The 22685-nt window shown below is 71.3% G+C and carries 11 protein-coding genes and 1 pseudogene; 5 read left to right on the top strand and 7 right to left on the bottom strand.

What is annotated here, in order from left to right; genetic code table 11:
* Nucleotides 1-35: 35 nt before the first annotated feature.
* Nucleotides 36-641 (bottom strand): thioesterase II family protein, encoded by a 606-nt coding sequence (locus tag LIV37_RS32055; protein WP_020871242.1) that lies wholly within the window; start codon nucleotides 639-641, stop codon nucleotides 36-38.
* Nucleotides 642-1017: 376 nt separating this feature from the next.
* Between LIV37_RS32055 and LIV37_RS32050 the strand changes: the two genes are divergently transcribed.
* From LIV37_RS32050 to LIV37_RS32040, 3 genes are read left to right on the top strand one after another with little or no spacing between them, the layout of a single operon-like run.
* A complete protein-coding gene (locus LIV37_RS32050) occupies nucleotides 1018-2034 on the top strand; it encodes an ABC transporter ATP-binding protein (RefSeq protein WP_185058009.1) in 1017 nt (338 codons plus the stop codon).
* The gene (locus LIV37_RS32045) at nucleotides 2031-3467 is read left to right on the top strand and encodes an ABC transporter permease (protein WP_020871240.1); all 1437 of its coding nucleotides are present in this window, start codon (nucleotides 2031-2033) and stop codon (nucleotides 3465-3467) included. The genes LIV37_RS32050 and LIV37_RS32045 overlap by 4 nt, the downstream gene beginning before the upstream one ends.
* Nucleotides 3468-3501: 34 nt before the next feature.
* A complete protein-coding gene (locus LIV37_RS32040) occupies nucleotides 3502-4440 on the top strand; it encodes an ACP S-malonyltransferase (protein ID WP_020871239.1) in 939 nt (312 codons plus the stop codon).
* A 114-nt stretch (nucleotides 4441-4554) separates the two neighbouring features.
* Here the strand turns inward: LIV37_RS32040 and LIV37_RS32035 are convergent, their stop codons facing one another.
* The 5 genes and pseudogenes from LIV37_RS32035 to LIV37_RS32010 form a co-directional block, all read right to left on the bottom strand.
* On the bottom strand, nucleotides 4555-7134 hold the full coding sequence (locus LIV37_RS32035) for a tetratricopeptide repeat protein (protein ID WP_148717784.1): 2580 nt from the start codon (nucleotides 7132-7134) through the stop codon (nucleotides 4555-4557).
* Nucleotides 7135-7726: 592 nt separating this feature from the next.
* Nucleotides 7727-7876: pseudogene (locus LIV37_RS32025) on the bottom strand (Scr1 family TA system antitoxin-like transcriptional regulator); the annotation flags it as partial.
* A gap of 108 nt (nucleotides 7877-7984) precedes the next feature.
* On the bottom strand, nucleotides 7985-9043 hold the full coding sequence (locus LIV37_RS32020; protein ID WP_020871236.1) for an NsdA family TPR-like regulatory protein: 1059 nt from the start codon (nucleotides 9041-9043) through the stop codon (nucleotides 7985-7987).
* Between the two features lie 247 nt (nucleotides 9044-9290).
* Entirely contained in the window at nucleotides 9291-9500 is a 210-nt protein-coding gene (locus LIV37_RS32015; protein ID WP_020871235.1) for a DUF397 domain-containing protein, read from the bottom strand.
* Complete coding sequence (locus tag LIV37_RS32010; protein WP_121824265.1) at nucleotides 9497-10330, bottom strand: helix-turn-helix domain-containing protein; 834 nt, start codon at nucleotides 10328-10330, stop codon at nucleotides 9497-9499. The genes LIV37_RS32015 and LIV37_RS32010 overlap by 4 nt, the downstream gene beginning before the upstream one ends.
* A 113-nt stretch (nucleotides 10331-10443) precedes the next feature.
* On the opposite strand from LIV37_RS32010, the gene LIV37_RS32005 reads away from it, so the two are divergent.
* Both LIV37_RS32005 and LIV37_RS32000 read left to right on the top strand, forming a co-directional pair.
* Complete coding sequence (locus LIV37_RS32005; RefSeq protein WP_148717785.1) at nucleotides 10444-10767, top strand: hypothetical protein; 324 nt, start codon at nucleotides 10444-10446, stop codon at nucleotides 10765-10767.
* Nucleotides 10767-10982: a hypothetical protein gene (locus LIV37_RS32000; RefSeq protein WP_020871232.1), complete on the top strand. Its 216-nt coding sequence runs from the start codon at nucleotides 10767-10769 to the stop codon at nucleotides 10980-10982. The genes LIV37_RS32005 and LIV37_RS32000 overlap by 1 nt, the downstream gene beginning before the upstream one ends.
* Nucleotides 10983-11008: 26 nt before the next feature.
* On the opposite strand, the gene LIV37_RS31995 is transcribed toward LIV37_RS32000, so the two are convergent.
* The gene (locus LIV37_RS31995) at nucleotides 11009-22666 is read right to left on the bottom strand and encodes a type I polyketide synthase (RefSeq protein ID WP_121824266.1); all 11658 of its coding nucleotides are present in this window, start codon (nucleotides 22664-22666) and stop codon (nucleotides 11009-11011) included.
* Nucleotides 22667-22685: the final 19 nt, after the last annotated feature.

The raw sequence follows: 22685 nt of genomic DNA, 5'->3' as shown, positions 1-22685 counted from the left end.
GCTCAGGAGTACGGGCAGCCCTGGGCGGGTCCCCCCTAGGCTCCCTGGTCTTCGGCGCCGGCTTCCCACTCGGCGTCGACGGGGACTTGGGAGAGCAGCTGGTCGTGCACCAGGTTGACGACCTCTCTCCGGCTCGAGTCGAGGTAGTAGCGGGAACCGGGAAACACCTCGAGGTCGAATCGTCCGCTCGTCCGCCGCCGCCAGGCCCGTACGCCGCGCAGCGGGGTCTTGGGGTCGCCCTCACCGGCGAGGGCGACGATCCGGCAGCCGAGCGCCGGGGGCCCCAGGGTCATGCCCCAGTGCGCGGTCCGGCCGGAGACGAACAGGGTCAGCAGCGGCGTCCCGGTCTCCCGCTCCAGGCGCTCGGCGACGCGGTAGGCGAGATCGGCGCCGGCCCGGTGGCCGAAGAAGGCCAGCGGGCGGTCCATCCACTCCCCCAGCGCACCGAAGATCCGGTCCGCGAGGTCGGCGGAGTCGGTCAGCCGCTCATCGTCCTCGAACCCGGCGTACAGGGGGTACTGGATCGCCAGCACCTCCACCGTGGGCAGCAGAAGCTCGGACAGTGAGAGGTAGTACGCGGTGGAGTGGGCGGATTCCGGGAAACAGATCAGCCGGAAACTACTCGGAGTTTCCGTTTGCAATATCCGAATAAGGCCCACATCATCGGGCTTGATCTGGCTCAAGGAGTACATCCCCGCGATTGCACTGAGGGGCCGGGCACGAGTGCACGGTGGGGCGCGTCGACCACGCTCGTCCGAGATGCTGACTCCGTGAGGCTATGAGCCCTTCTCCTGGGCCACAACCCCTAGTAACCGCTATTCGAGGTACGCGCTATATGCGGGTACCGCGCCCGTCCCGACGTGGCGCGGGACACAGATGGGCGCCCCCTAAGGCCCCCTCACCGGTGCCACTACCCCCTAATCTGGGGGCAGTTAGGGGCCAGGAGTCAAGCTGTCGTGTTAAACATGTGCAAAGTAATGGTCTCCTCAAGCCAATTAAATCGGTGCGACGACAGCGATGAACACAACACGTCCTATTGATTTCGCCGTCGTTGTCGACGGCTTGGTCAAGAAGTACCCCGGCCGGCCCGTTCCGGCTGTCGACAATCTCAGCTTCACCGTCAGGCACGGTGAGGTCTTCGGCTTCCTCGGGCCCAACGGAGCGGGTAAGACCACCACCATCGGCATCCTGACCACCCGTGTCGCGCCCAGCGGCGGCCGCGCCTTCGTGCAGGGCGTCGACGTGGTGCGCAGGCCGGCGGTGGCCCGGCAGTCCTTCGCCATCGTGCCGCAGCGCAACAACCTGGACCGGTCACTGACGATCCGTCAGAACCTGACCTTCCACGCCGGCTACCACGGTCTCCCCCGCTCGGAGCGCAATCGCCTGGCGGACGAGAGCCTGGAGTGGGTCGGCCTCGGCGACCATGCCAAGGCCCGGGCGGACCAGGTCTCCGGCGGTCAGGCCCAGCGCGTGATGATCGCGCGGGCGCTGATGCACCGCCCCCGAGTGCTGTTCCTGGACGAGCCGGCCACCGGCCTCGACCCACAGTCCCAGATCTTCGTCCGCGACCGGGTCGCCGAACTGAAGACCCGTGGCGTCACGGTGGTGATCACCACCCACGACATGGAGGAAGCGTCCAAGCTCTGTGACCGGATCGGCATCGTCGACCACGGCAAGCTGCTCGCTCTGGACACCCCCGAGGCGCTGACCAGCCGGATGAGCAACACCGCGCTGACCGTCACGGTGCGCCCGCCGCACAGCGGGATGAACGGCGTGGTCCACATGGTGCAGGGCCTCGGGGTCGCCGAGCGGGTCGAGGTGCTCGGTGGTGCCGAGGCCGACATGGGCGGGGCCGCGGCCGTCAACGACGGCACCTTCCGGATGAAGGTCTACAGCAACGCGCCGTCCTCCGTGCTACTGCCCACGGTCATCAAGGCCCTGACCGACACCGAGTGCGAGATCAAGGACCTGAATGTGAGCAAGGCGAGCCTGGAAGACGTCTTTGTCGACCTGACGGGGAAGGAGATGCGATGAGCTCCTCCTCACGACCCACGTCATCGACGGACGGCACCCCCGGCGGCAAGGCCGCCGGGGAGCAGCCCCCGGCCGGCCAGGGCGGTGAGCGGTCCGACGCGACACGCAGGCCCGTCGACCCCAGGACCCCCGGCGCCAGGCCGGGCGGGACCGGGGCCGCCGATCCGCGGAGCGCCGATCCGCGGCGCGTCGACCCCAACTCCGCCGAGGACGACGGCTTCGAGGACACCCGGACCGTGCTCGTACGGTCCAAGCCGTCCGCTCCGCGTCCCGGCCCGGAGGCCCAGGCCCCGCGTGCGGGTGCCGAGGTCCAGAGGGCCGCCCCGAACGCGCCGGTCAAGCACGAGAACCGGCCGCATGACCCCAGGCACCACGAGAGCCGGCCGCAGGAGCACCGGCACCACGAGCCCAGGGGTATGGGCGCCCCGCACGGCGGCGGCGACATCGGCGACACCCTGACGCTGGTCATCAAGCCCATACCGGCCCCGTCGGCGACCCAGGCCGCGCAGGACGCCAAGGCCGCGCTGAACGCGATCATCGCGGCGGCGGACGCCCGTTCGCCGCTCGTGGAGCCCGAACCCGAGCCGCAGCCCGAACTCGAACTCGAACTGCCCGACGCCAAGCGCCGCAGCGGGCGTCACCGGCGCCGCGCCAACCGGTGGCGGACGTTCTTCTTCATCCTGTGGCGCGACATCTTCGTCACCGGCCGCGAGATGGGCCCCTTCCTGGGCCAGGTCATCGTGGAACCGTTCTTCATGCTGTTCGTCTTCGGCAAGGTGCTCGGCGAGATCGGCTTCACCCAGCCCGGCTTCCAGCAGGTGCTGCTGCCCGGTGTGGTGGCGCTCAACAGCTTCCTGGTCGCCCTGCAGAACACCGCGCTGCCACTGGCCATCGACTTCTCCTGGACCAAGGAGATCGAGGACCGATTGCTCGCGCCCATCCCGGTCGCCCTGGTGGCGGTGGAGAAGGCGGTCTTCGGCGCGATGCGCGGTCTGATCGGCTCGCTGGTCATGATCCCGATCGGTCTGGCGCTGCTGGACGACGTCTCCTGGCCGCTGGACAAGATGCCGGTGACGCTGGGCATCCTCAGCCTCGGCGGACTCGTCGGCGGCTGCGTCGGCCTCACCCTGGGCACCCTGGCGCCCGCGCGCCACATCTCCATCGTCTTCGCCATGACGCTGACCCCGATCATGTTCACCGGGGCCACGCAGTTCCCGTGGCGGAGCCTGGAGTCCGTCCGCTGGTTCCAGGTGCTGTGCACCTTCAACCCGCTGACCTACGTCACCGAGGCGATGCGCGGACTGCTGCTGACCCCCGGACCGAAGACACCGGAGTCGATCCCGCTGTGGATCTGTTTCTCGGCCATCGCGGCGGCCATCCTGATCTTCGGGACGATCGGTATCCGGGGCTTCAACCGCCGGGCGCAGGACTGATCCCCGGCAGGACTTGAGAGTAAGGCACCACACCATGACGGCATCCGAGCAGACGAAGACAGCCATCGTTTTCCCGGGCATGGGACCCTCCGGCTTCTCCGAGGTGGGCAGGTTCCTCACGCTCGACCCGTTCGCCCGGAAGCGGCTCGCCGAGGCCGACGAGGCGCTGGGCTACTCGGTCTTCGACCGGCTCCGCGATTCCGAGGACGACTACTCCGAGGCCACCCAGATCGCCTTCCTGGTGAACTCGATGGCCTCGGCGGACCGGGCGGAGCAGGACCACGGACTGGTCGCCGACCTGTGCGTGGGCCCCAGCTTCGGGCAGAAGGCGGCCGCGGCCTACGTCAGTTCGCTGCCGTTCCCCGAGGTGGTGCGGCTCACCGCGGAGCTGGCCCGCTGTGAGCACGCGTACTTCGCCGAGGAGTACCAGGACGCGGTCACCCACACCTTCGTCCGCACTCCGCGGGAGAAGCTGACGGAGATCCTCACCGAACTCGGCGAGCGTGATGAGTGGTACGACTACTCCGGCTATCTCGACGACGGCTTCTTCATGGTGTCGCTGCGCGAGACCGAGCTGGAGTGGTTCAAGAAGGCGATCAGCCAGGCGGGCGGCTACTCCATGTACACCATGGTCCCGGCGGTGCACGCGCCCGCGTTCGCGGAGCTGCGGCGCCGGGCCGCCGAGGAGATCCTGCCCAAGTACGACATCCTCGACCCGAAGCTGCCCGTGGTCACCGACCAGGACGGCACCATAGTGACCACGGCCGACGGGCTGCGCACGATGCTGCTGGACACCTTCGATCTGCCGATCCACTGGCCGAAGGTGGTGGACACGCTGAAGGGCGCCGGGGTGTCGAAGATGTACATCACCGGGCCGGACAACCTCTTCCACCGCCTGGACGGCACCAAGTCCAACTTCGAGGTGGTGACGGTGGGCCCGGGCAAACGCTCGCGACCCGCCCGCAAGCGCTGATGACGTCGTAACACGCCGCGCGGCGGGTCCTCCGCTCAACGCCCCGTCTTCCCCGAGTTGACGGGGCGTTTGCGCGAGCGGGATGTCCGGGGTGCGCCGTTCGCCCCCCGCACCTCAGGGGTGGTTACCGGTTTCCCGGAAAATGGTGAGGGCCTTCGTTCGGGCGTGGATCGCCTTCTTGAATTGTCCCCTCGCCAACAGAGCGTTGCTGAGGTTGTGCAAGGCTAGGCCCTCAAGGTGGCGGTCGCCGGTTTCCCGGAAGATGGTGAGCGCCTTCGTTTGGACGTCGATGGCTTCCTTGAATCGCCCCGCCTTCGACAGAGTGGCGCCGAGGTTGTGCAATGCCAATCCTTCACGGTGGCGATCGCCGAGGTCGCAGTAGATGGCCGCAGCCCGGGTGTGAGCGTCGATAGCCTCGCTCAACCGTCCCATCTCGCCCAGAGGCCGACCGAGATTGTTCAGCGCTTGGCTTTCACCATGGCGGTCACTGGTCTCACGGAAAATAGCGGCGGCCTGGGTGTGAGCATCGATGGCCTCGCCGAACCGTCCTACCTCGACCAGAGCCAGGCCATGGTTGTTCAGCGCAACGCCTTCACGGTGGCGATCGCCGGCCTCACCGTAGATCTCGGCTGCCTTGGCATGAGCGTTGATGGCCTGGTCGAACCGCCGCAGCCCGACCAGAGCCCGGCCAAGGTTGTTAAACGCGAGTGCTTCACTGTGGCGGTCACCGTGGGTGCGAAAGATGGTGGCAGCCGCCGCATGGTATTCGACGGCCTTTTCGAACTGCCGCAGCTCGGTCAAGACGCCGCCAACGTTGTTCAGCGCATGGGCAGCATCCCGGCGGTTGCCATTCTTATTGAAAATGGTGGCCGCCTGGGTGTAGGCGATTAGAGCATCGTCGAACCGCCGCAGCCCAGTCAGCGCGCTGCCGAGGTTGCTGAGCGCATGCCCTTCCTTCTGGCCGTCGCCGGTTTCATGGAAAATGGTGACCGCCCGGGTATGCGCGGTGATGGCATCGTCGAACCGCCGCAGCCCAGTCAGCGCGCTGCCGAGATTCGTCAGCGCCCCCGCTTCACCGTCGCGGTCCCCGAGGCCGCGATAGACGATTGCGGCCTTGTCATGGGCGTCGATGGCCTCGCCGAACCGCCGCAAACCGGCAAAGGCAAGACCGAGCTGGTTCAGCGCCACTGCCTCACCGCAGCGGTCATCAAACTCACGACAAATGGCCAGGGCCGTCGTCGTGACGGTCACCCAGTCATCAAAGGCATAGCAGTCGTGGAGGTACCGGGTAAGAGCATCCGCAAGGTCGAAGCTGGTTTTCTGGAGGCCGAATCGCGGAGCGGCGGTGACGGTGGCAACGAGGTTAGGGCGTTCGGCATCCAGCCAGGCCAGTGCGCCATCGCGGTCCGGAAAGCAGGCCGAGGGGGTGCCGCGTCGCGTGTCCAGATGGGTGCTGGCGGCCTCCGCGGTGGTCTGGTAGTAGGCAAAGAGACGGGAGCGGGCCACGTTACGTTCATCGCTGTCCGCGTGGAGGCGGCCCTTCTCGTCGGCATACAGGCGCACGAGGTCGTGAAACCGCCAGCGGCCCCAGACGTGTGCAGGTTCGAGCAGGTGGGCGCGGGCCAGGTCTTGAAGGAGTCCCTCCACCTCGTACAGGTCGTCGTCGGCAAGGTTGGCAGCGCTCTCGGTAGAAAGGTCGTCGCCAGGGTTGAGCGACAGCAACCGGAACAGGCGGGCCTGTTGGTGGCCGAGGTGCTGGTGGGAGAGATCGAAGGCAGCGCGTACCGCGCGCTCCTCGCGGCGGAGCCGGTCCAGCCGGCGGTGCTCTGCTTCAAGGGCCAGAGCCAGGGACACCAGCGGCCGCTTAGGAGCATCAGCCAGTAGGGCGGCTGCGATACGCAGGGCCAGCGGCAGGCCGGCACAAAGCCGGGCGATTGCCTTCGCGTGCTCTGGCTCGTCCTGCACACGGGTGTCGCCAGGGCCAAGGGCGTTGTGCAGGGCTTGGTTGAGCAACTCGGTGGAGGATCGCACGTCGAGGACGTCGAGGTCGTGCAGACGGGCGTCAACGTCCAGAGTGTGACGGGAGGTGAGCAGAGCAGCGGTGGTGCCGTCGGTGGGCAGCAGAGGGCGAGCTTGCTCCTCGTCGGAGGCGTTGTCGATGACGACCAGTATCCGCCGTCCCTGTTCCGCGAAGGCGGACAGCACACTGCGATACAGCCGCGTACGGTCCTGTAGACCATCGGGGATGTGTTCGCCGGGCATTCCCAGAGCCCGTAACAGACCGTCCAGGGCGTGGTCTGGAGGCAGTCGGCGTTCCCTGTCGTAGCCGAACATGTCGACGAACAGCACGCCGCCGGGAAACCAGCCCGGCTCCTTCAACGCCCGGGTGGCTGTCTGTACCACCAGTTCGGTCTTGCCAACTCCGGCCATCCCCGCGACCGCCGCCAGCAGCGGTGCTTTCCGCTGCTCCCTGCCGGGAGCGAGGCCCTCGAGTAACCGCTCAACCTGCTTCTCACGACCGGTGAAAGTGCCGGACGCTGGAGGGAGTGCGGACAGCGCCGGGGTGACCTGCGGCGGCAACTGTACGGTGATGTCCCGCCCCTGGATCACGGCGTGGAAGAACACACCACCATTGATTGTGTTCGACGCCGCCCCGCACGCGCCGTCCCGCCCGATGGCATTTGCCTCGGCCATGCCGCTCAGCCCTGTGTCGACGGGCTCAGCCCCGTCCACGTCATCGGATTCATCTCGCACCCCCGTTGGCACATCGGTTGCTCACCGACGGTAAACACAATAGGGGGACCGGCACCCGGGTTGGAACAGGTTGACAGACCGTGTAACGCCTGCGCAGACCAGCTGGGCACACCATGACGACGGCCCCGGTCCGGGGGCCGATCGCTTCGGTGGCTGGTTGCCGACTGGGTCAGGTGGCGGGGAACTCCCAGGCGGTCGGCTCGAACATGAGCGCCGGGCCGTGCGGGTCCTTGCTGTCAGGGGTTGGGGGTACCCCTCTCCGAAACGTCTGCCAAATTAGTTGCTTCAGATCAAGCGTTTTATCGAGGGGTGCTCGGAGGGGCCGTCAGTCCGGTATCGGCCCCAGCTCCCGGGCGCAGGTGCCGCCACCGGCGCTCGCATCCACCGGCCCGGCGTCCGGCGACGCGGCGCGAACCCCCCGCCCCGCCGCCGCTGCTCAATTGCGCCGAAGGCGCGAGACGAAACCCGCACCCGACCGAGCCGAGAAGCCCATACCGACCTGAACCGAGACCCGATCCTGAACCGAGACCCGCACGACTGAGGTGCTTTCCCGTTCAAATTGGCCCCGCTGGGCGGACTCCGCGTATGACATGAGCGAACGGTCCGACATCGTCGGGATATAGAGCGGCAGGTCGAACGGGCGGCGCGCCCCCATGTCGAGCAGGGCGACTTGGAGCACAGACGCATCGGGTGCGATCCAAGGGAGCGATCTTTGATCCGCTCAGCCCGGAGACTGGGCAGCGAGCCCCACATCGCGGAAGACGACCGGGTGCCTAGGGCCCGTTGTCGGTCAGACGCGGGTGAGGAAGCTGGTGGCGCGTTCATCGAGGTCGGCGGCGCATCGCAGCCCGCGACTGCGGTAGGGGGCGAGGTTGCGGCGTATGTTCCGTACCGCCTTGCGGGTGCGGGCGGAGGCCACGCCGTCCATGCGGTCCATCGCCCGGCTCCACGTGGTGCATGCCTCTTCGACGCTGCCCTGGTTGAGCTGGGACTCGGCGGCGGCGACCAGATCCAGGGCGACGATGCGTGCGTAGGTACCGGAGGGGCGGGAGGCGGCGGCGTGGGCGTAGTACTGGCTGGCACGCCGGTGATCGCCGAGGTCTTCGAGGACCTTGGCGGTACGGGAGACGACGGTCGCCTCCGGCGGCCCCCAGGCCAGTGCCCAGAACGGGACCTGGTCGCCACGGCCTGTGTCCAGGGCTGCGCGGGCGGCTTCGATCTCGGCGACCGCCTGGCGGCGTTGGCCGGTCTTGGCCAGGGCGTGAGCGTGGGTGATGTGGAACAGCGCTTGGGCATGAGCCGGAACCTGGCCGTTGGCGCGGGCAAGACCGCTCGCGGCCAGGTCGAGGCAGTGCTCGGGGCGGTGCAGCTTCATGCCCTGCTGGGACATGGTGCGCATCACGAACCCGTCCTGGCCGGGCTCGCCGGACTCCACCGCCAGGGCGAAGGACTGCAGGTAGTACCGCTGTGCCAGGCCCTGTTCGCCGCTGTCGTACGCCTTCCATCCCGCCAGGTGGGCGGCGGAGGAGGCGAGGGGGAGCATCTGGCAGCGCAGGTCGTCGTTGTGGAAGCGGGCCTGGCACAGCGGCGTGATGTCGGTGATGAGGTACTGCACGAACGCGGCCCGTCCGTGCCGGCCGCCGAGGCGTTCGTCCATCTCGGCGAACAGCCCCACCATGTCGCGCACCGCGGTGACCTCCGCGGCGCCGATGACGGCTCCGCCGCGGGCGGCGGCGGTACGTTCGGCCATCTCCTTGACGTAGCCCAGCGGCAGCACGGTGGCGGCCATGGAGTAGGCGGAGGCAGTCAGGAACCGGCGTCGGTGCACGTCAGCCTCTCCGATCGTCATGACTACCTCGACCGGGTCCGTGCCGAGGGCTAAGGGCGGCCAAAGCCACATCCCACGGGTAGGCATCTACGTTGCCCTGCTTGGGGATGTGCGGAGTGAATCCTTCTTCCCCGAGCCTTCGGCCGAACCGGCACCGAGCAGGCGCAGGTCAGAGCGGAGCCGGACGCGGGCGGCGCGGCAGTGTGCCGACACGACGACGGCCCCCGGGCCGGGGGCCGATCGCTTCGGTCGCTGGTTGGCGGCTGGATCAGGTGGTGGGGAACTCCCCGCACCTGACGGCGGATACGAACGACGACCAGGCGGTCGGCTCGAACATGAGCGCCGGGCCGTGCGGGTCCTTGCTGTCACGGACGGGGACCACGCCGCGCGAGGCGACGAGGTTGGCGGCGACCTCTATGCACTGGCCGCCGTTGTTGCTGTAGGAGGACTTGAACCAACGGGGGGATTCGGTCGTCACGGGGTGCCCTTTCGCAACTGACTGATCGTGGTCACAGATTCCGCCTGCGAGCAGGCTTCGGCCTGTAGCTGATGGTAGGCCGCCAGCACGGGCAGGACGAACCTGCCGTCCCGTTCCAGATGCCCCCGCTGGGCGGACTCGGCGTACGACAGGAGCGACCGGTCCGACATCGTGAGGATGGTGACCGGCAGGTCGAACGGTCGGCGAGCCCCCATGCTGAACGGAGCGACCTGGAGCACGGTGTTCGGCAGCTCGGCGAACTCGATCAGCCGCTCCAACTGGGCGTTCATGACGGCGGGTGCACCGACGGGCCGACACAGACAGCTTTCGTCCAGCACCGCAGAGATCAGCGGCGGGGGCGTCCGGACGAGCGCGGTCTGCCGCTCCGCGAGGAGCGTGACCCGCTCCTCCGCCTGCTCGGCTGTGATCGCCCCCCGCTTGACGGTGCTGTCCGCCAGGACCGTTGCATATTCCGGTGTCTGAAGCAGACCTGGAATGACCCCCACTTCGTACAGCCGGATCTCCGCCGCGCGCCCCTCGTGGTCGACGAACTCCGGGAACCCCTCCAGCAGGCTGCCATGGCGGATCTCGCGGAACTGGCGCTCAAACGTGTCTTCACCCTCGATGCCGAAGGCGCGGTCCGCGCTGCGCGAGAAACGGAGGGTCGGAGGTTTCCGACCATTTTCGACGGCCGAAACATGCACACTGGAATATTCCGCACGTGCGGCAAGGTCCTCTTGAGTCCAGCCACGAGCCTCCCGCAGGCTCCGTAAACGCGCGCCATAGGCCGCCTCGGGCGAGGCGTCCGGGTTCAACTCGTTCTTGTTCACAGGTCGTTCCCTGGCCTTCCATCCTGTGCTGACACGTTGAACGGGTCTCCACAGTAGGCCACGCTGAACTCGCTTGGTAGTGGAATCACTACGGAGAGGAGTGGCCGGTGGCCATGGAGACCACGAACCCGCCGAGCGCCCCCGTCCTGTCCCCCGGGTGCGCTCTGTGCGCAACCCCCGGCGACTTCGGGCCCCACAACCCCACCGCGCCGCGTTCGGGCCTGTGCCCCGCGTGCGTCGCGGCCGGAAAGCCCACCCGCGACGGCCTTGAGCAGGCCGTCGTGATCGTCGCCGGACAGACCCTCACGGGAGCCGAAACCCTTGACCTGGCCGACGCCACTCCCGAAGAACTGGCCTACCACCTCGGCGCGGTGAAGCGGAGCCTGCGCAGCCTGCTCCAACTCCTCGCCCCCGTACCGGGAGAGGAGGACCGCTGATGGTCGGCAACCGGCCTGACCGGGGCGAACGACCGAAGATGACGATGCGCGTCTACACCATGGCGCGCAACGGGATCGTCACCACCCGACGCGCGATCGTGGCCGTCCTCGACGGGCAGAAGGGCGACGTCTACTCACTGGGGCAAGCGTGGCCGCCATGTCAGTGCCCCCGCCATCGCGACCACAACGACCCCGACCGATTCAACCGGTCCTGAGACCACCGTCCGCCCCCGCACGTCAGTCAGGACAGCCAGTCCTCCACGGCCCGGGCCGTCGTCGCGGCGTGTTCCTCCATCATCGTGAAGTGGTTCCCCGGCACATCCAGCGCGGTGTGCGGGAGCTGCCAGTACGACCGCCAGTCGCCGTCGCGGGACCAGTCGAAGAGCCGGTCGCCGGCCCGGACCAGCAGAGTCGGCGTCTTGACCTCCTTGGGCCGCCACTGGCCGAACAGCCGGAAGTACGCGCCCATGGCCAGCAGCCGGGTGTCGTCCACCGGCACCTGGCCCGCGCTCCGCTCATCCATCCCGGCGCTCAGCCCGGGCTGGAGGGCGACGGCCGCGTCCCGGTCGTGGGAGTAGATGTCGAGCAGGACGACGGCGTCCGGGAAGACCCCGGTGCTCTCCAGCCGCGCGGCCACCTCATGGGCGAGCAGCCCGCCCGAGGAGTGGCCCAGCAGCACGAACGGCGCCCCGTCGGTTTCCCGCAGCACAGCCTCGGCCTGCGCCTCGACCACCGCCTCCGGGTTGGCGGGAAGCCGCTCCCCGGCGACGAAGCCGGGGTTGCCCAGCGCCCAGACGTCCCGGTGGCCGCGGAATCCGGCGGCGAACCGCGCGTACTGGTGCGGGCCGCCGATCGACAGGATCGAGGAGAAGCACACCAGCGCGGGGCCGGTCTCGCCGCGCGAGAGCCGTACCAGAGCGGGCGCCCGGTCCAGTTCGGCGGGGTTCGCGAACGAGGGGCGGAAGCGCGAGAGGTCCATCAGCAGGCGGGTGAACTCCTCCTGCTGACCGGACTGTCCGGCCTCCCGCATCATCGCGCCGAACACGGCCGACGGCTCCGCGCCCGCCGCCTCGTCCCGCGCCGCGTCCGACACCGCGCCGCCCTCGGCGGCCACCGCTCCGGCCAGCTGGGCGAGCAGCTGCCGGGCGGCCAGTTCGGGGGTCGGGTGGTCGAACAGCAGCGTCGGGGGCAGCCGCAGCCCGCTCGCGGCGCCCAGCCGGTTGCGCAGCTCCACGGCGGTCAACGAGTCGAAGCCCTGCTCCAGGAAGCCCCGCGCGGCCCCCACCGCCTCCGCGTCCGCGAAGCCGAGGACCGCGGCGGCCTGGCCACGGACCAGGTCCAGTACGACCTGCTCGCGCTCCGCCTCGGCCAGCCCGGCCAGCCGCCGCGCCAGTGAGGGGCCGCCGGTGTCGGCCGCCCCGGCGGAGCCGGTACGGCGCCGGCCCGGGGCCCTGACCAGCCCGCGGAAGACGGCGGGCAGCGCGCCCTCGGCGGCCTGCTCGCGCAGCGGCGCGATGTCCAGGTGCAGCGGTACGAGCACCGCCGCACCGCCCACCGAGCACGCCGTGTCGAACAGCTCCAGACCGTCCCGCGAGGTCAGCGGCGCCATCCCGGAGCGCTCCATACGGGCCACGTCCGCGTCCGCCATGCCGCCGGTCATCGCGCTGCGCTGCTCCCACAGGCCCCAGGCCAGCGAGAGGGCGGGCAGCCCGGCGGAGCGGCGGTGCGCGGCGAAGGCGTCCAGGAAGGTGTTGGCGGCCGCGTAGTTGGCCTGGCCCGGCGCGCCGAAGGTACCGGCGGCGGACGAGAACACCACGAACGCCTTCAGGCCCAGATCAGCCGTCAGCTCGTGCAGATTGAGCGCCGCGTCCACCTTCGGCCGGAAGACCGCGTCGATCCGCTCCGGGGTGAGCGCGGGCAGCAGCCCGTCGTCCAGCACTCCGGCGGTGTGTACGACGGCGGCGAGCGGATGTGCCGGGTCCACCTCGGCCAGCAGCAGCGACAGCGCCTCGCGGTCGGCCACGTCGCAGGCCGCGACGCTCACCCGGGCGCCCAGCGCGGTCAGTTCGTCGACCAGCTCGGGCATCCCCTGGGCGCGCTGGCCGCGGCGGCTGTTGAGCAGCAGATGCCGCACACCGCGCTCGGCCACCAGATGGCGGGCGAGCTGTCCGCCGAGGACACCGGTGGCACCGGTGATCAGGACCGTGCCGTCCGGGTCGAACTCCGGCAGCCCCTCCGGCGCCCGGTCCCCCGCCTGAGCCGCGACCCGGGCCAGCCGGGGCGCGTGGAGGGCGCCCGCGCGGACCGCGAGCTGCGGTTCACCGCCTGCCGCGGCAGCCATGAGCGCGTCGGCCGAGGGCCCCTCGTCGTCCAGGTCGAGCAGCAGGAACCGGTCCGGGTTCTCGGTCTGCGCGGTGCGGATCAGCCCCCATACGGGCGCGTGCGGCAGGTCGTACACCTCGGCGTCCGGGGACGTGGCGACCGCGTTCCGGGTGACGAACGCCAGCCGCGCCCCGGCGAGGCCCTCCTCGGCGAGCCACGACTGCGCGGTGTCCAGCGCCGCGTGGGTGGCCAGCCGCGCGCCCTCCGCCAGCCGGCCGCCACCGGCGGGGCCGGTGAGCGGGAGCAGGACGACATCGGGCCGGGGGCTGCCCGAGGCCACCACGGCCGCGAGCTCGGTCAGATCGGGGAAGACGGCGCACTCGGCGCCGATGGACCCCAGCGCGTCGACGAGCCCGAAGGGGTCCCTGCCGTTCGCGGCGGCCTGCTCGCCGACCAGGGCCCAGCGGACGGCCCCGGGGGCCGCCGAGGGCGCCGGGACCGGCGTCCACTCCAGCCGGAACAGCGAGTCGTGGTAGGTCATCTGGGCCGCGCGCAGCTGCTCCGGGGCGATGCGCCGCAGCACCAGGGAGTCCACCGACGCGACCGCGCCACCGTGTCCGTCCGCGACGGTCAGCGCCACCGCCTCCGGCCCGGCCGGGGCGATCCGTACGCGCAGCGCCGTGGCGCCCGCCGCGTGGAGGGTGACCCCGCTCCAGGAGAACGGCAGCCGGATGCCGTCGGCCCCGGCGCCCAGGAAGTCGCCGAGCGCGACCCCGTGCAGCGCGGCGTCCAGCAGCGCCGGATGCAGCCCGAACAGCGCGGCGTCGCGGTGCTGCCGCTGGTCCAGGCGCAGTTCGGCGAAGACCTCCGCGCCGCGCCGCCAGGCGGCCGCAAGCCCCTGGAACGCCGGGCCGTAGCCGAAGCCGCCCGCCGCGAACCGCTCGTAGAGGTCGTCCACGTCGAGCGCGACGGCCTCCGCGGGCGGCCATACGGACAGGTCCGCCCCGCTGTCGGCGGCGTCGCCGGGGGCCAGCACACCGCCGGCGTGGCGGATCCAGGGCCCGTCCGAGGCGGCGCCCCGGTCCGCGTCGGGCTCCGGGCGGGAGTAGACCTCCAGCGCCCGGCGGCCGCTCGCGTCGGGCGCGCCGACGGTCAGCCGCAGCTGGACCCCGCCCCGGGCGGGCAGGATCAGCGGCGCCTCCAGGGTCAGCTCGTCCAGCAGATCGCAGCCGACCTGGTCCCCGGCGCGGATCGCCAGCTCCACGAAGGCCGTTCCCGGCAGCAGTACGGTGCCGGAGACGGCGTGGTCGGCGAGCCACGGGTGGGTCTGGAGGGAGAGCCGCCCGGTGAGCAGAAAGCCGTCGGAGTCGGGCAGTTCGACGGCGGCGCCCAGCAGCGGATGCCCGGCGGCGCCGAGACCGGCGGAGGCGACGTCGCCCACCGAGAGCGGCACCTCGATCCAGTAGCGCTCGTGCTGGAAGGCGTACGTGGGCAGCTCGACGCGGCCCGCGCCCGTCCCCTCGTACACCGCGTCCCAGTCCACGGCCACGCCACGCGTCCACGCCTCGCCCAGCGAGATGTAGAAGCGGTCCAGACCACCCTCGTCACGGCGCAGCGACCCGATCGCGGCGGCCTCACGGCCCGCGTCCTCGGCGGTCTCCTGCACACCCATGGTGAGGACGGGGTGGGCGCTGGACTCGATGAAGGCTCCGAAGCCCTCGTCCAGCAGGCGCCGGACCGCACCCTCCAGCTCGACGGTGCGACGGAGGTTGGTGAACCAGTACTCGGCGTCCAGCTCGGAACCGTCGGCCCACTCCCCCGTCACGGTGGAGAGGAACGGCACCTCGGCCGCCCTGGGCTCCACGGGGGCCAGCAGCTCCAACAGCTCATCGCGGAGCAGTTCGACCTGCGCGGAGTGCGAGGCGTAGTCCACCGGCACCCGGCGCGCCCGCACCTCATCGGCCTCGCAGGACGCGAGCAGCTCGTCCAGCGCCTCGGGCTCACCCGAAACCACCGCCGAGGAGGGGCCGTTGACGGCCGCCACCGAGATCCGCTCCTCGCCCCAGGGGGCAATGCGTTCCCGTACGTCCGCCACCGGAAGCGCCACCGACACCATGCCGCCCCGGCCCGCCAGCACCCGGCCGATCGCCTGACTGCGCAGCGCCACCACACGGGCCGCGTCCTGGAGGGACAGGATCCCGGCCACGCACGCGGCCGCGATCTCGCCCTGGGAGTGGCCGACCACGGCGGACGGCCGGACCCCGAACGAGCGCCACAGTTCGGCGAGGGACACCATCACCGCGAACAGCACCGGCTGGACCACGTCCACGCGCTCCAGCGACGGCGCGCCCTCCGCCTCGCGCAGCACATCCACCAACGACCAGTCGGTGAACTCCGCGAGCGCGGCGGCGCATTCGTGGATACGGGACGCGAAGACGGGCGAGGCGTCCATCAGCCCCACCGCCATACCGGCCCACTGCGACCCCTGCCCCGGGAACACGAACGCCGTCTTGCCGGCCGTCCCGGTGCCCTGCACCAGCCGGGCCGCCGCCTCGCCACGGGCGAGCGCGGTCAGGGCGCGGGTGAAGTCCTCGCGGTCCGTTCCTACCAGCACCGCGCGCTGGTCGTGGACGGCGCGGGTGGTGGCCAGGGAGTAGCCGACGTCGGCCGGGCGCGGGCCCGGGTGGGCGTCGAGATGGCCGTCGGGGTGGGCGTCGAGGTGGGCCAGCAGCCGCTCCGCCTGGGCGCTCAGCGCCGTCTCGCTCCTGGCGGACAGGATCCACGGCAGCGGACCAGGCTCGGGTGCGGTGGTGTCGGCGGCCGTGGGCCGCTCCGCCGGGGCCTGCTCGATGATGGTGTGCGCGTTGGTGCCGCTGATGCCGAACGAGGACACCGCCGCCCGGCGCGGACGGCCGGTCTCCGGCCACTCCGTCCGGTCAGTGAGCAGCGACACCGCGCCCGCTGTCCAGTCCACGTGCGGGGACGGCTCGTCCACGTGCAGGGTCCTCGGCAGCACGCCGTGCTCGATGGCCTTGACCATCTTGATGATCCCGGCGACACCGGCCGCGGCCTGGGTGTGGCCGAAGTTGGACTTCACCGAGCCCAGCCAGAGCGGCTCCTCCTCGGTGTGCTCCTGGCCGTAGGTGGCGAGCAGTGCCTGCGCCTCGATCGGGTCGCCCAGTGTCGTACCGGTGCCGTGTGCTTCGACGACGTCCACCTCGGCAGGAGACAGCCGCGCGTTGGCGAGGGCCTGCCGGATGACGCGCTGCTGGGACGGACCGTTGGGCGCGGTCAGACCGTTGGACGCGCCGTCCTGGTTGATCGCCGAGCCACGCACGACGGCCAGCACCGGGTGGCCGTTCTTCTTCGCGTCCGACAGCCGCTCGACCAGCAGCATGCCCACGCCCTCACCCCAGGCCGTGCCGTCGGCACCGGCGGCGAAGGGCTTGCAGCGGCCGTCGGTCGCGAGGCCGCGCTGTTTGCTGAAGGCCACGAAGGTACCGGGGGTGGCCATCACGGTGACACCGCCCGCCAGCGCCAGCGAGCACTCGCCGTTGCGCAGCGCCTGCACCGCCATGTGCAGGGTGACCAGCGACGACGAGCACGCCGTGTCGACGGTGACCGCCGGGCCCTCGAGCCCGAAGGTGTACGACACCCGGCCCGAGGCGACGCTGCCGGAGCTGGCGGTGCCCATGTAGCCCTCGAGGCCGTCGGGGGCGCGGTGCAGGAGGGTGCCGTAGTCGTTGTACATGACGCCCGTGTAGACACCGGTCCGGCTGCCGCGCACCGCCGCCGGGTCGATCCCGGCCCGCTCGAACGCCTCCCAGGTGGTCTCAAGCAGCAGCCGCTGCTGCGGGTCCATGGCGAGCGCCTCGCGCGGCGAGATCCCGAAGAAGACGGGGTCGAAGTGGTGGGCGTCGTGCAGGAATCCGCCGTTGCGGGCGTAGCTGGTGCCCTGCTGGTCGGGGTCGTCGTCGTAGAGCGACTCGATGTCCCAGCCGCGGTCGGTGGGCATGTCGGTGATGGCGTCGGTGTCCTCGACCACCAGCTTCCACAGGTCCTCGGGCGAGGTCACCCCGCCGGGGAACCGGCAGCTCATCGCCACGATCGCGATCGGGTCGTCGTCGTGTGCGGTGGCGGCGGCCACGGGCGCGGCCGCGGCCTCCTGACCGCCCTGGGCCTCGGCCCGCAGATACGCGGCGAGGGCCGCGGGGGTCGGGTAGTCGAAGATCAGCGTGGCGGGAAGCCGGACACCGCTGACGGCGGTCAGGCGGTTGCGCAGCTCCACGGCGGTGAGCGAGTCGAAGCCGACCTCGCTGAACGCGCGCTGGGGCTCGACCGCTTCGGGCCCGGCATAGCCGAGCACGGCCGCCACCTGCGTACGGACCAGCCCGAGGACGATGGCCTCGGCCTCGGCGCCGGACGCCGCCCCGGCCAGCTGCTGGGCGAGCGCGCCGGACCGCGCGGCCGCGGCGGCCTGGGCCGCGCGGCGGGGCGGGACGCGGACCAGTCCGCGGAAGAGCGGCGGCAGCATTCCGGCGCCTGCCTGTGCCCGGAGGGCGGCCAGGTCGAGGGGCATGGGGACCAGCAGCGCGTCGTCCGTGGCGTTCGCCAGGTCGAACAGCTCCCGGCCCTGGTCGGCGGTGATGGCGGCGATGCCACCGCGCTGGAGGCGGGCGAGTTCCGCCTCGTCCAGGTCTCCGGCCATGCCACCGGGCTCGGCCCACAGGCCCCAGGCGAGGGAGGTGGCGGGCAGGCCCTGGCCATGGCGGTGCTGAGCCAGGGCGTCCAGGAAGGCGTTGGCCGCGGCGTAGTTGCCCTGTCCGGCGCCGCCGAAGACGCCCGCGGCCGAGCTGAACAGGATGAACGCGGACAGGTCCGCGTCCTGGGTCAGCTCGTGCAGGTTCCACGCCGCGTCCGCCTTGGGGCGGAGGACGGTGGTGAGCCGGTCGGGGGTGAGGGACGCGATGACGCCGTCGTCCAGGACGCCCGCGGTGTGGACCACGGCGGTGAGGGGGTGCTCGGCCGGGATGGTGGCGAGGGTTGCGGCCAGGGCGTCCCGGTCCGCCACGTCGCAGGCCGCCCAGTGGGGTTCGGCGCCCAGCTCGGTGAGTTCGGCGGTGAGTTCGGCTGCTCCGGGGACGGTTTCGCCGCGGCGGCTCAGCAGGAGGAGGTGGCGTACGCCGTGGTCCGCCACCAAGTGGCGGGCGAACAGAGCACCCAGGGTGCCGGACGCACCGGTCAGCAAGACCGTGCCCTCCGGGTTCCACTCAGGGGTCTCCCGGTCGGCGTCCACGACTGCCCGCGCCAGCCTCGGCGCCCGGATCTCGCCGTTGCGCACGGCCACCTGGGGTTCGCCGGTTGCGACGACCGTCGCCAGGGCCTTCAGCGAGATGTCCGCGTCGGTTTCGACCAGGACCAGACGGCCCGGGTTCTCCGACTGGGCGGAGCGGACCAGCCCGCGGACGGCGGCGTGGGCCAGGTCGGTCGCGGAGGTGACGACCACCAGACGCGAGTCCGCGAAGCGGTCGTCGGCCAGCCAGGACTGGAGCAGTCCGAGGGCTTGGGTGGTGGCGTCGTGTGCGGCTTGTGGGGGGTTTTCCCCTATCCCGCCCCTTCCCGAAACAAGGGGCTCCGCCCCTTGAACCCCACCGGGGCTCCGCCCCGGACCCCGGTCCTCAAGCGCCGGACGGGCCGGAGATGCCACCACTACGTACTCCGGCAGCGCCGTTCCGGAAGCGACGGCCTCGCCCAGCGCCGCCAGGTCCGCGTACGTGGTCAGGCCCAGCGTGTCCGTACCCAGGGCCGCCCAGCGGGCCGTGGACACCGGCTCGGACGTTGCCTGGATCGGGGCCCAGTCCACCTTGAACAGGGCGTCGGGGGCGGTGCCCGGGGCCGACAGCTGGTCCTGGGAGACCGTGCGCAGGGCCAGGCGGTCCACCGTGGCCACCGGGGTGCCCGTCACGTCCGCGAGTTGGAGGGACACCGTGCCGTTTCCGGCCGGTGACAGGCGGACGCGTACCGTGTCGGCGCCCACCGAGTGGATGCGGACGCCGGTCCAGGAGAAGGGGAGTCCGCCCTGGCCCGGGTTGTCGGTCAGGTCGCTGAGGCCGATGGCGTGCAGGACGGCGTCCAGCAGGGCCGGGTGGAGGCCGAAGAGGGCGGCGCCGGGTTCGGTGTCCTCGGGGAGGGCGACCTCGGCGTAGACCTCGCCAGCGGCGCGCCAGGCGGCGCGCAGGCCCTGGAAGACCGGGCCGTAGGCGAAGCCCGCCTCGGCCAGGCCCTCGTACAGGCCGTCGGTCTCGATGCGCTCCGCCCCGGCGGGCGGCCAGGCGCTCAGGTCGAACGAACTCTCCACCGTGCCCGCCGCCAAGGCACCCGTGGCGTGCCGCAGCCACGGCTCGTCGTCTCCGGCCTCGTCGGGGCGGGAGTGGAGGGCGAGGGTGCGGCGGCCGGTGTCGTCCTGGGCGCCCACGGCGATCTGGAGCTGGACCCCGCCCCGCTCGGGCAGGATCAGCGGGGCCTCCAGGGTGAGTTCCTCCACCAGATCGCATCCGGCCTGCTCACCGGCGCGCACCGCCAGTTCCACGAACGCGGTGCCGGGCAGCAGGACCGCGCCCATGACGGCGTGGTCGGCCAGCCACGGGTGGGTGTCCAGCGCGAGCCGCCCGGTGAAGAGGAAGCCCTCCGCGTCGGCCAGGGAGACGGCCGTGCCGAGCAGCGGATGGTCGGCGGTGCCGAGGCCGACGGAGGAGACGTCGCCGTAGGCGGTGCCCGCGTCCAGCCAGTAGTGCTCGCGCTGGAAGGCGTACGTGGGCAGCTCTACGCGCTCGGCGCCGGTGCCCGCGTAGTACGCCGCCCAGTCGGGGGCCGTGCCCCGGGTGTGCAGGGTGGCCAGGGCGGTGGTCAGGGTCTCGGCCTCGGGGCGGCCGGACCGCAGGGCAGGAGCGAACGCCACGTGCTCGGACTCGCCCGCCAGGCACTCCTGGCCGAGCGCGGACAGCACACCGTCCGGGCCGAGTTCGAGGTAGGTGGTGACGCCCTGCGCCTCCATCGCGCACATGCCGTCGAGGAAGCGCACGGCCTCGCGGACATGGCGAACCCAGAAGTCGGCGGTGGCGATCTCCGCGGCGGGCGCGATGCCGCCGGTGAGGTTGGAGACCACCGGGATCTTCGGGGCCTCGTACGTCAGGCTCTCCGCGACCTTGCGGAACGGCTCCAGCATCGGGTCCATCAGCGGCGAGTGGAAGGCGTGGCTGACGGTGAGGCGCTTGGTCTTACGGCCCTGGGCCTCGAAACCGGAAGCGATCTCCAGCGCCGCGTCCGCGTCGCCCGCGATGACCACCGACGTCGGGCCGTTGAGCGCGGCGATGCTCACCCGGTCGGTGAGCAGCGGCGCCACCTCGTCCTCGGACGCCTGGACGGCGATCATCGCGCCACCGCCCGGCAGCCGCTGCATGAGACGGCCCCGGGCCGCCACCAGCAGGGCGGCGGCGTCGAGCGAGAGCACCCCCGCGACATGCGCGGCGGCGATCTCGCCGATGGAGTGGCCGGAGACCACGTCCGGCTTCAGGCCCCAGGACTCGACGAGGCGGAAGAGGGCCACCTCGATGGCGAACAGCGCGGGCTGGGTGAAGCCGGTCCGGTCGAGCGCCTCGGCGTCGTCCCCGAACAGCACGTCCTTCAGCGGCCGTTCGAGGCGCGGGTCGAGCGCGGCGCACACCGCGTCCAGCGCCTCGGCGAACGCCGGGTAGGCCTCGTAGAGCTCGCGGCCCATGCCGAGGCGCTGGCTGCCCTGGCCGGTGAAGAGGAACGCCAGCTTGCCCCGGGTCTCCACGCCCTGGACCACCCCGGCGGCGGGCTCACCGGAGGCGAGCGCGGCGAGGCGGTCGAGGAAGGTGGCGCGGTCACCGGCGATGACGGCGGCGCGGTTCTCCAGGGCGGCGCGGGTGGTGGCCAGCGAGTGGCCGAGGGACACCGGGTCAAGATCGGGGCGTTCGGTCACGTAGGCGTGGAGCCGGGCGGCCTGGGCGCGCAGCGCGTCCTCGCCCCTGGCGGAGACCAGCCACGGCAGGAGGGGGAGGGTGCGGAGCGGGGCCGTCTCCTCGGCCAGTGCCACCGTCTCCGTCTCCGCGGCGGGGGCCGCCGTGCCCTCGGCGGGGGTATCCACGGGCTCCTCGACCTCAGGGTCCTCCGCCGGGGGCTGCTCGATGATCAGATGGGCGTTGGTGCCGCTGATGCCGAACGACGACACGGCGGCGCGGCGCGGACGGCCGGTCTCCGGCCACGGCCGGCCCTCGGTCAGCAGCGAGACGGCCCCGGCCGACCAGTCGATGTGCGGCGACGGCTCGTCGATGTGCAGGGACCTGGGCACATAGCCGTGCTCGATGGCCTTGACCATCTTGATGATCCCGGCGACACCGGCGGCGGCCTGGGTGTGGCCGACGTTGGACTTGATGGAGCCCAGCAGCAGCGGCCGTTCGGCGGGCTTCTCCTTGCCGTACGTGGCGAGCAGCGCCTGCGCCTCGATCGGGTCGCCGAGTGTGGTGCCCGTGCCGTGCGCCTCGACCACGTCGATCTGGTCGGCCGCCAGCCGGGCGCTGGCGAGCGCCTGGCGGATGACGCGCTGCTGGGACGGGCCGTTGGGCGCGGTCAGACCGTTGGACGCGCCGTCCTGGTTGATGGCCGAGCCACGGACGACGGCCAGCACCTTGTGGCCGTTGCGGCGGGCGTCCGACAGCCGCTCCACCAGCAGCATGCCCGCGCCCTCGGACCAGCCGGTGCCGTCGGCGGACGCCGCGAAGGACTTGCAGCGGCCGTCGAAGGACAGCCCGCGCTGGCGGCTGAACTCGGTGAACGTGCCGGGCGTCGACATCACCGTGACACCGCCCGCCAGCGCCAGCGAGCACTCGCCGTTGCGCAGCGCCTGCATGGCCAGGTGCAGGGTCACCAGCGACGAGGAACACGCCGTGTCGACGGTCAGCGCCGGGCCCTCCAGGCCGAAGGTGTACGCCACCCGGCCGGAGGCGATGCTGCTGGAGCCGCCGGTGCCGAGGTAACCCTCGACACCGGGTGGCACGGCACGCAGCCGCGAGGCGTAGTCGTGGTACATGACGCCCGCGAAGACACCGGTACGGGTGCCGCGTACGGAGGTGGCGTCGATGCCCGCCCGCTCGAACACCTCCCAGGTGGTCTCCAGCAGCAGCCGCTGCTGGGGGTCCATCGCCAGGGCCTCGCGCGGATTGATACCGAAGAACGCCGGGTCGAAGTAGTTGGCGTCGTGGAGGAAACCGCCCTCCCGGACATAGCTCGTGCCCGCGCCGTCCGGATTGTCGTCGAAGAGCCGCCCGATGTCCCAGCCGCGGTCGGTGGGGAACTCGGAAATGCCGTCCCCGCCCTCGGACACCAGCCGCCACAGATCCTCGGGCGAGCCGACGCCGCCCGGGTAGCGGCAGCTCATGCCGACGATCGCGATGGGCTCCTGGTCCTCCGACTCCACCTCTTGCAGGCGGCGCCGGGTCTCATGCAGGTCGGCGGTCACCCGCTTGAGAAAGTAGCGGAGCTTTTCCTCATTCATACGTGCGTTTCCCTCTCGA

The sequence above is a fragment of the Streptomyces rapamycinicus NRRL 5491 genome (genome assembly GCF_024298965.1).
In the GTDB taxonomy this organism is placed as follows: Bacteria; Actinomycetota; Actinomycetes; order Streptomycetales; family Streptomycetaceae; genus Streptomyces; species Streptomyces rapamycinicus.
This window is presented reverse-complemented; position numbering and strand designations above follow the sequence as displayed.

What these genes read in the sequence shown, in the direction of transcription:
- LIV37_RS32035 (WP_148717784.1), bottom strand. Translation starts at nt 7,134, where the DNA reads ATGGCCGAGGCAAATGCCATCGGGCGGGACGGCGCGTGCGGGGCGGCG.
- LIV37_RS32050 (WP_185058009.1), top strand. Translation starts at nt 1,018, where the DNA reads ATGAACACAACACGTCCTATTGATTTCGCCGTCGTTGTCGACGGCTTG.
- LIV37_RS32020 (WP_020871236.1), bottom strand. Translation starts at nt 9,043, where the DNA reads ATGACGATCGGAGAGGCTGACGTGCACCGACGCCGGTTCCTGACTGCC.
- LIV37_RS32045 (WP_020871240.1), top strand. Translation starts at nt 2,031, where the DNA reads ATGAGCTCCTCCTCACGACCCACGTCATCGACGGACGGCACCCCCGGC.
- LIV37_RS32000 (WP_020871232.1), top strand. Translation starts at nt 10,767, where the DNA reads ATGGTCGGCAACCGGCCTGACCGGGGCGAACGACCGAAGATGACGATG.
- LIV37_RS31995 (WP_121824266.1), bottom strand. Translation starts at nt 22,666, where the DNA reads ATGAATGAGGAAAAGCTCCGCTACTTTCTCAAGCGGGTGACCGCCGAC.
- LIV37_RS32040 (WP_020871239.1), top strand. Translation starts at nt 3,502, where the DNA reads ATGACGGCATCCGAGCAGACGAAGACAGCCATCGTTTTCCCGGGCATG.
- LIV37_RS32005 (WP_148717785.1), top strand. Translation starts at nt 10,444, where the DNA reads ATGGAGACCACGAACCCGCCGAGCGCCCCCGTCCTGTCCCCCGGGTGC.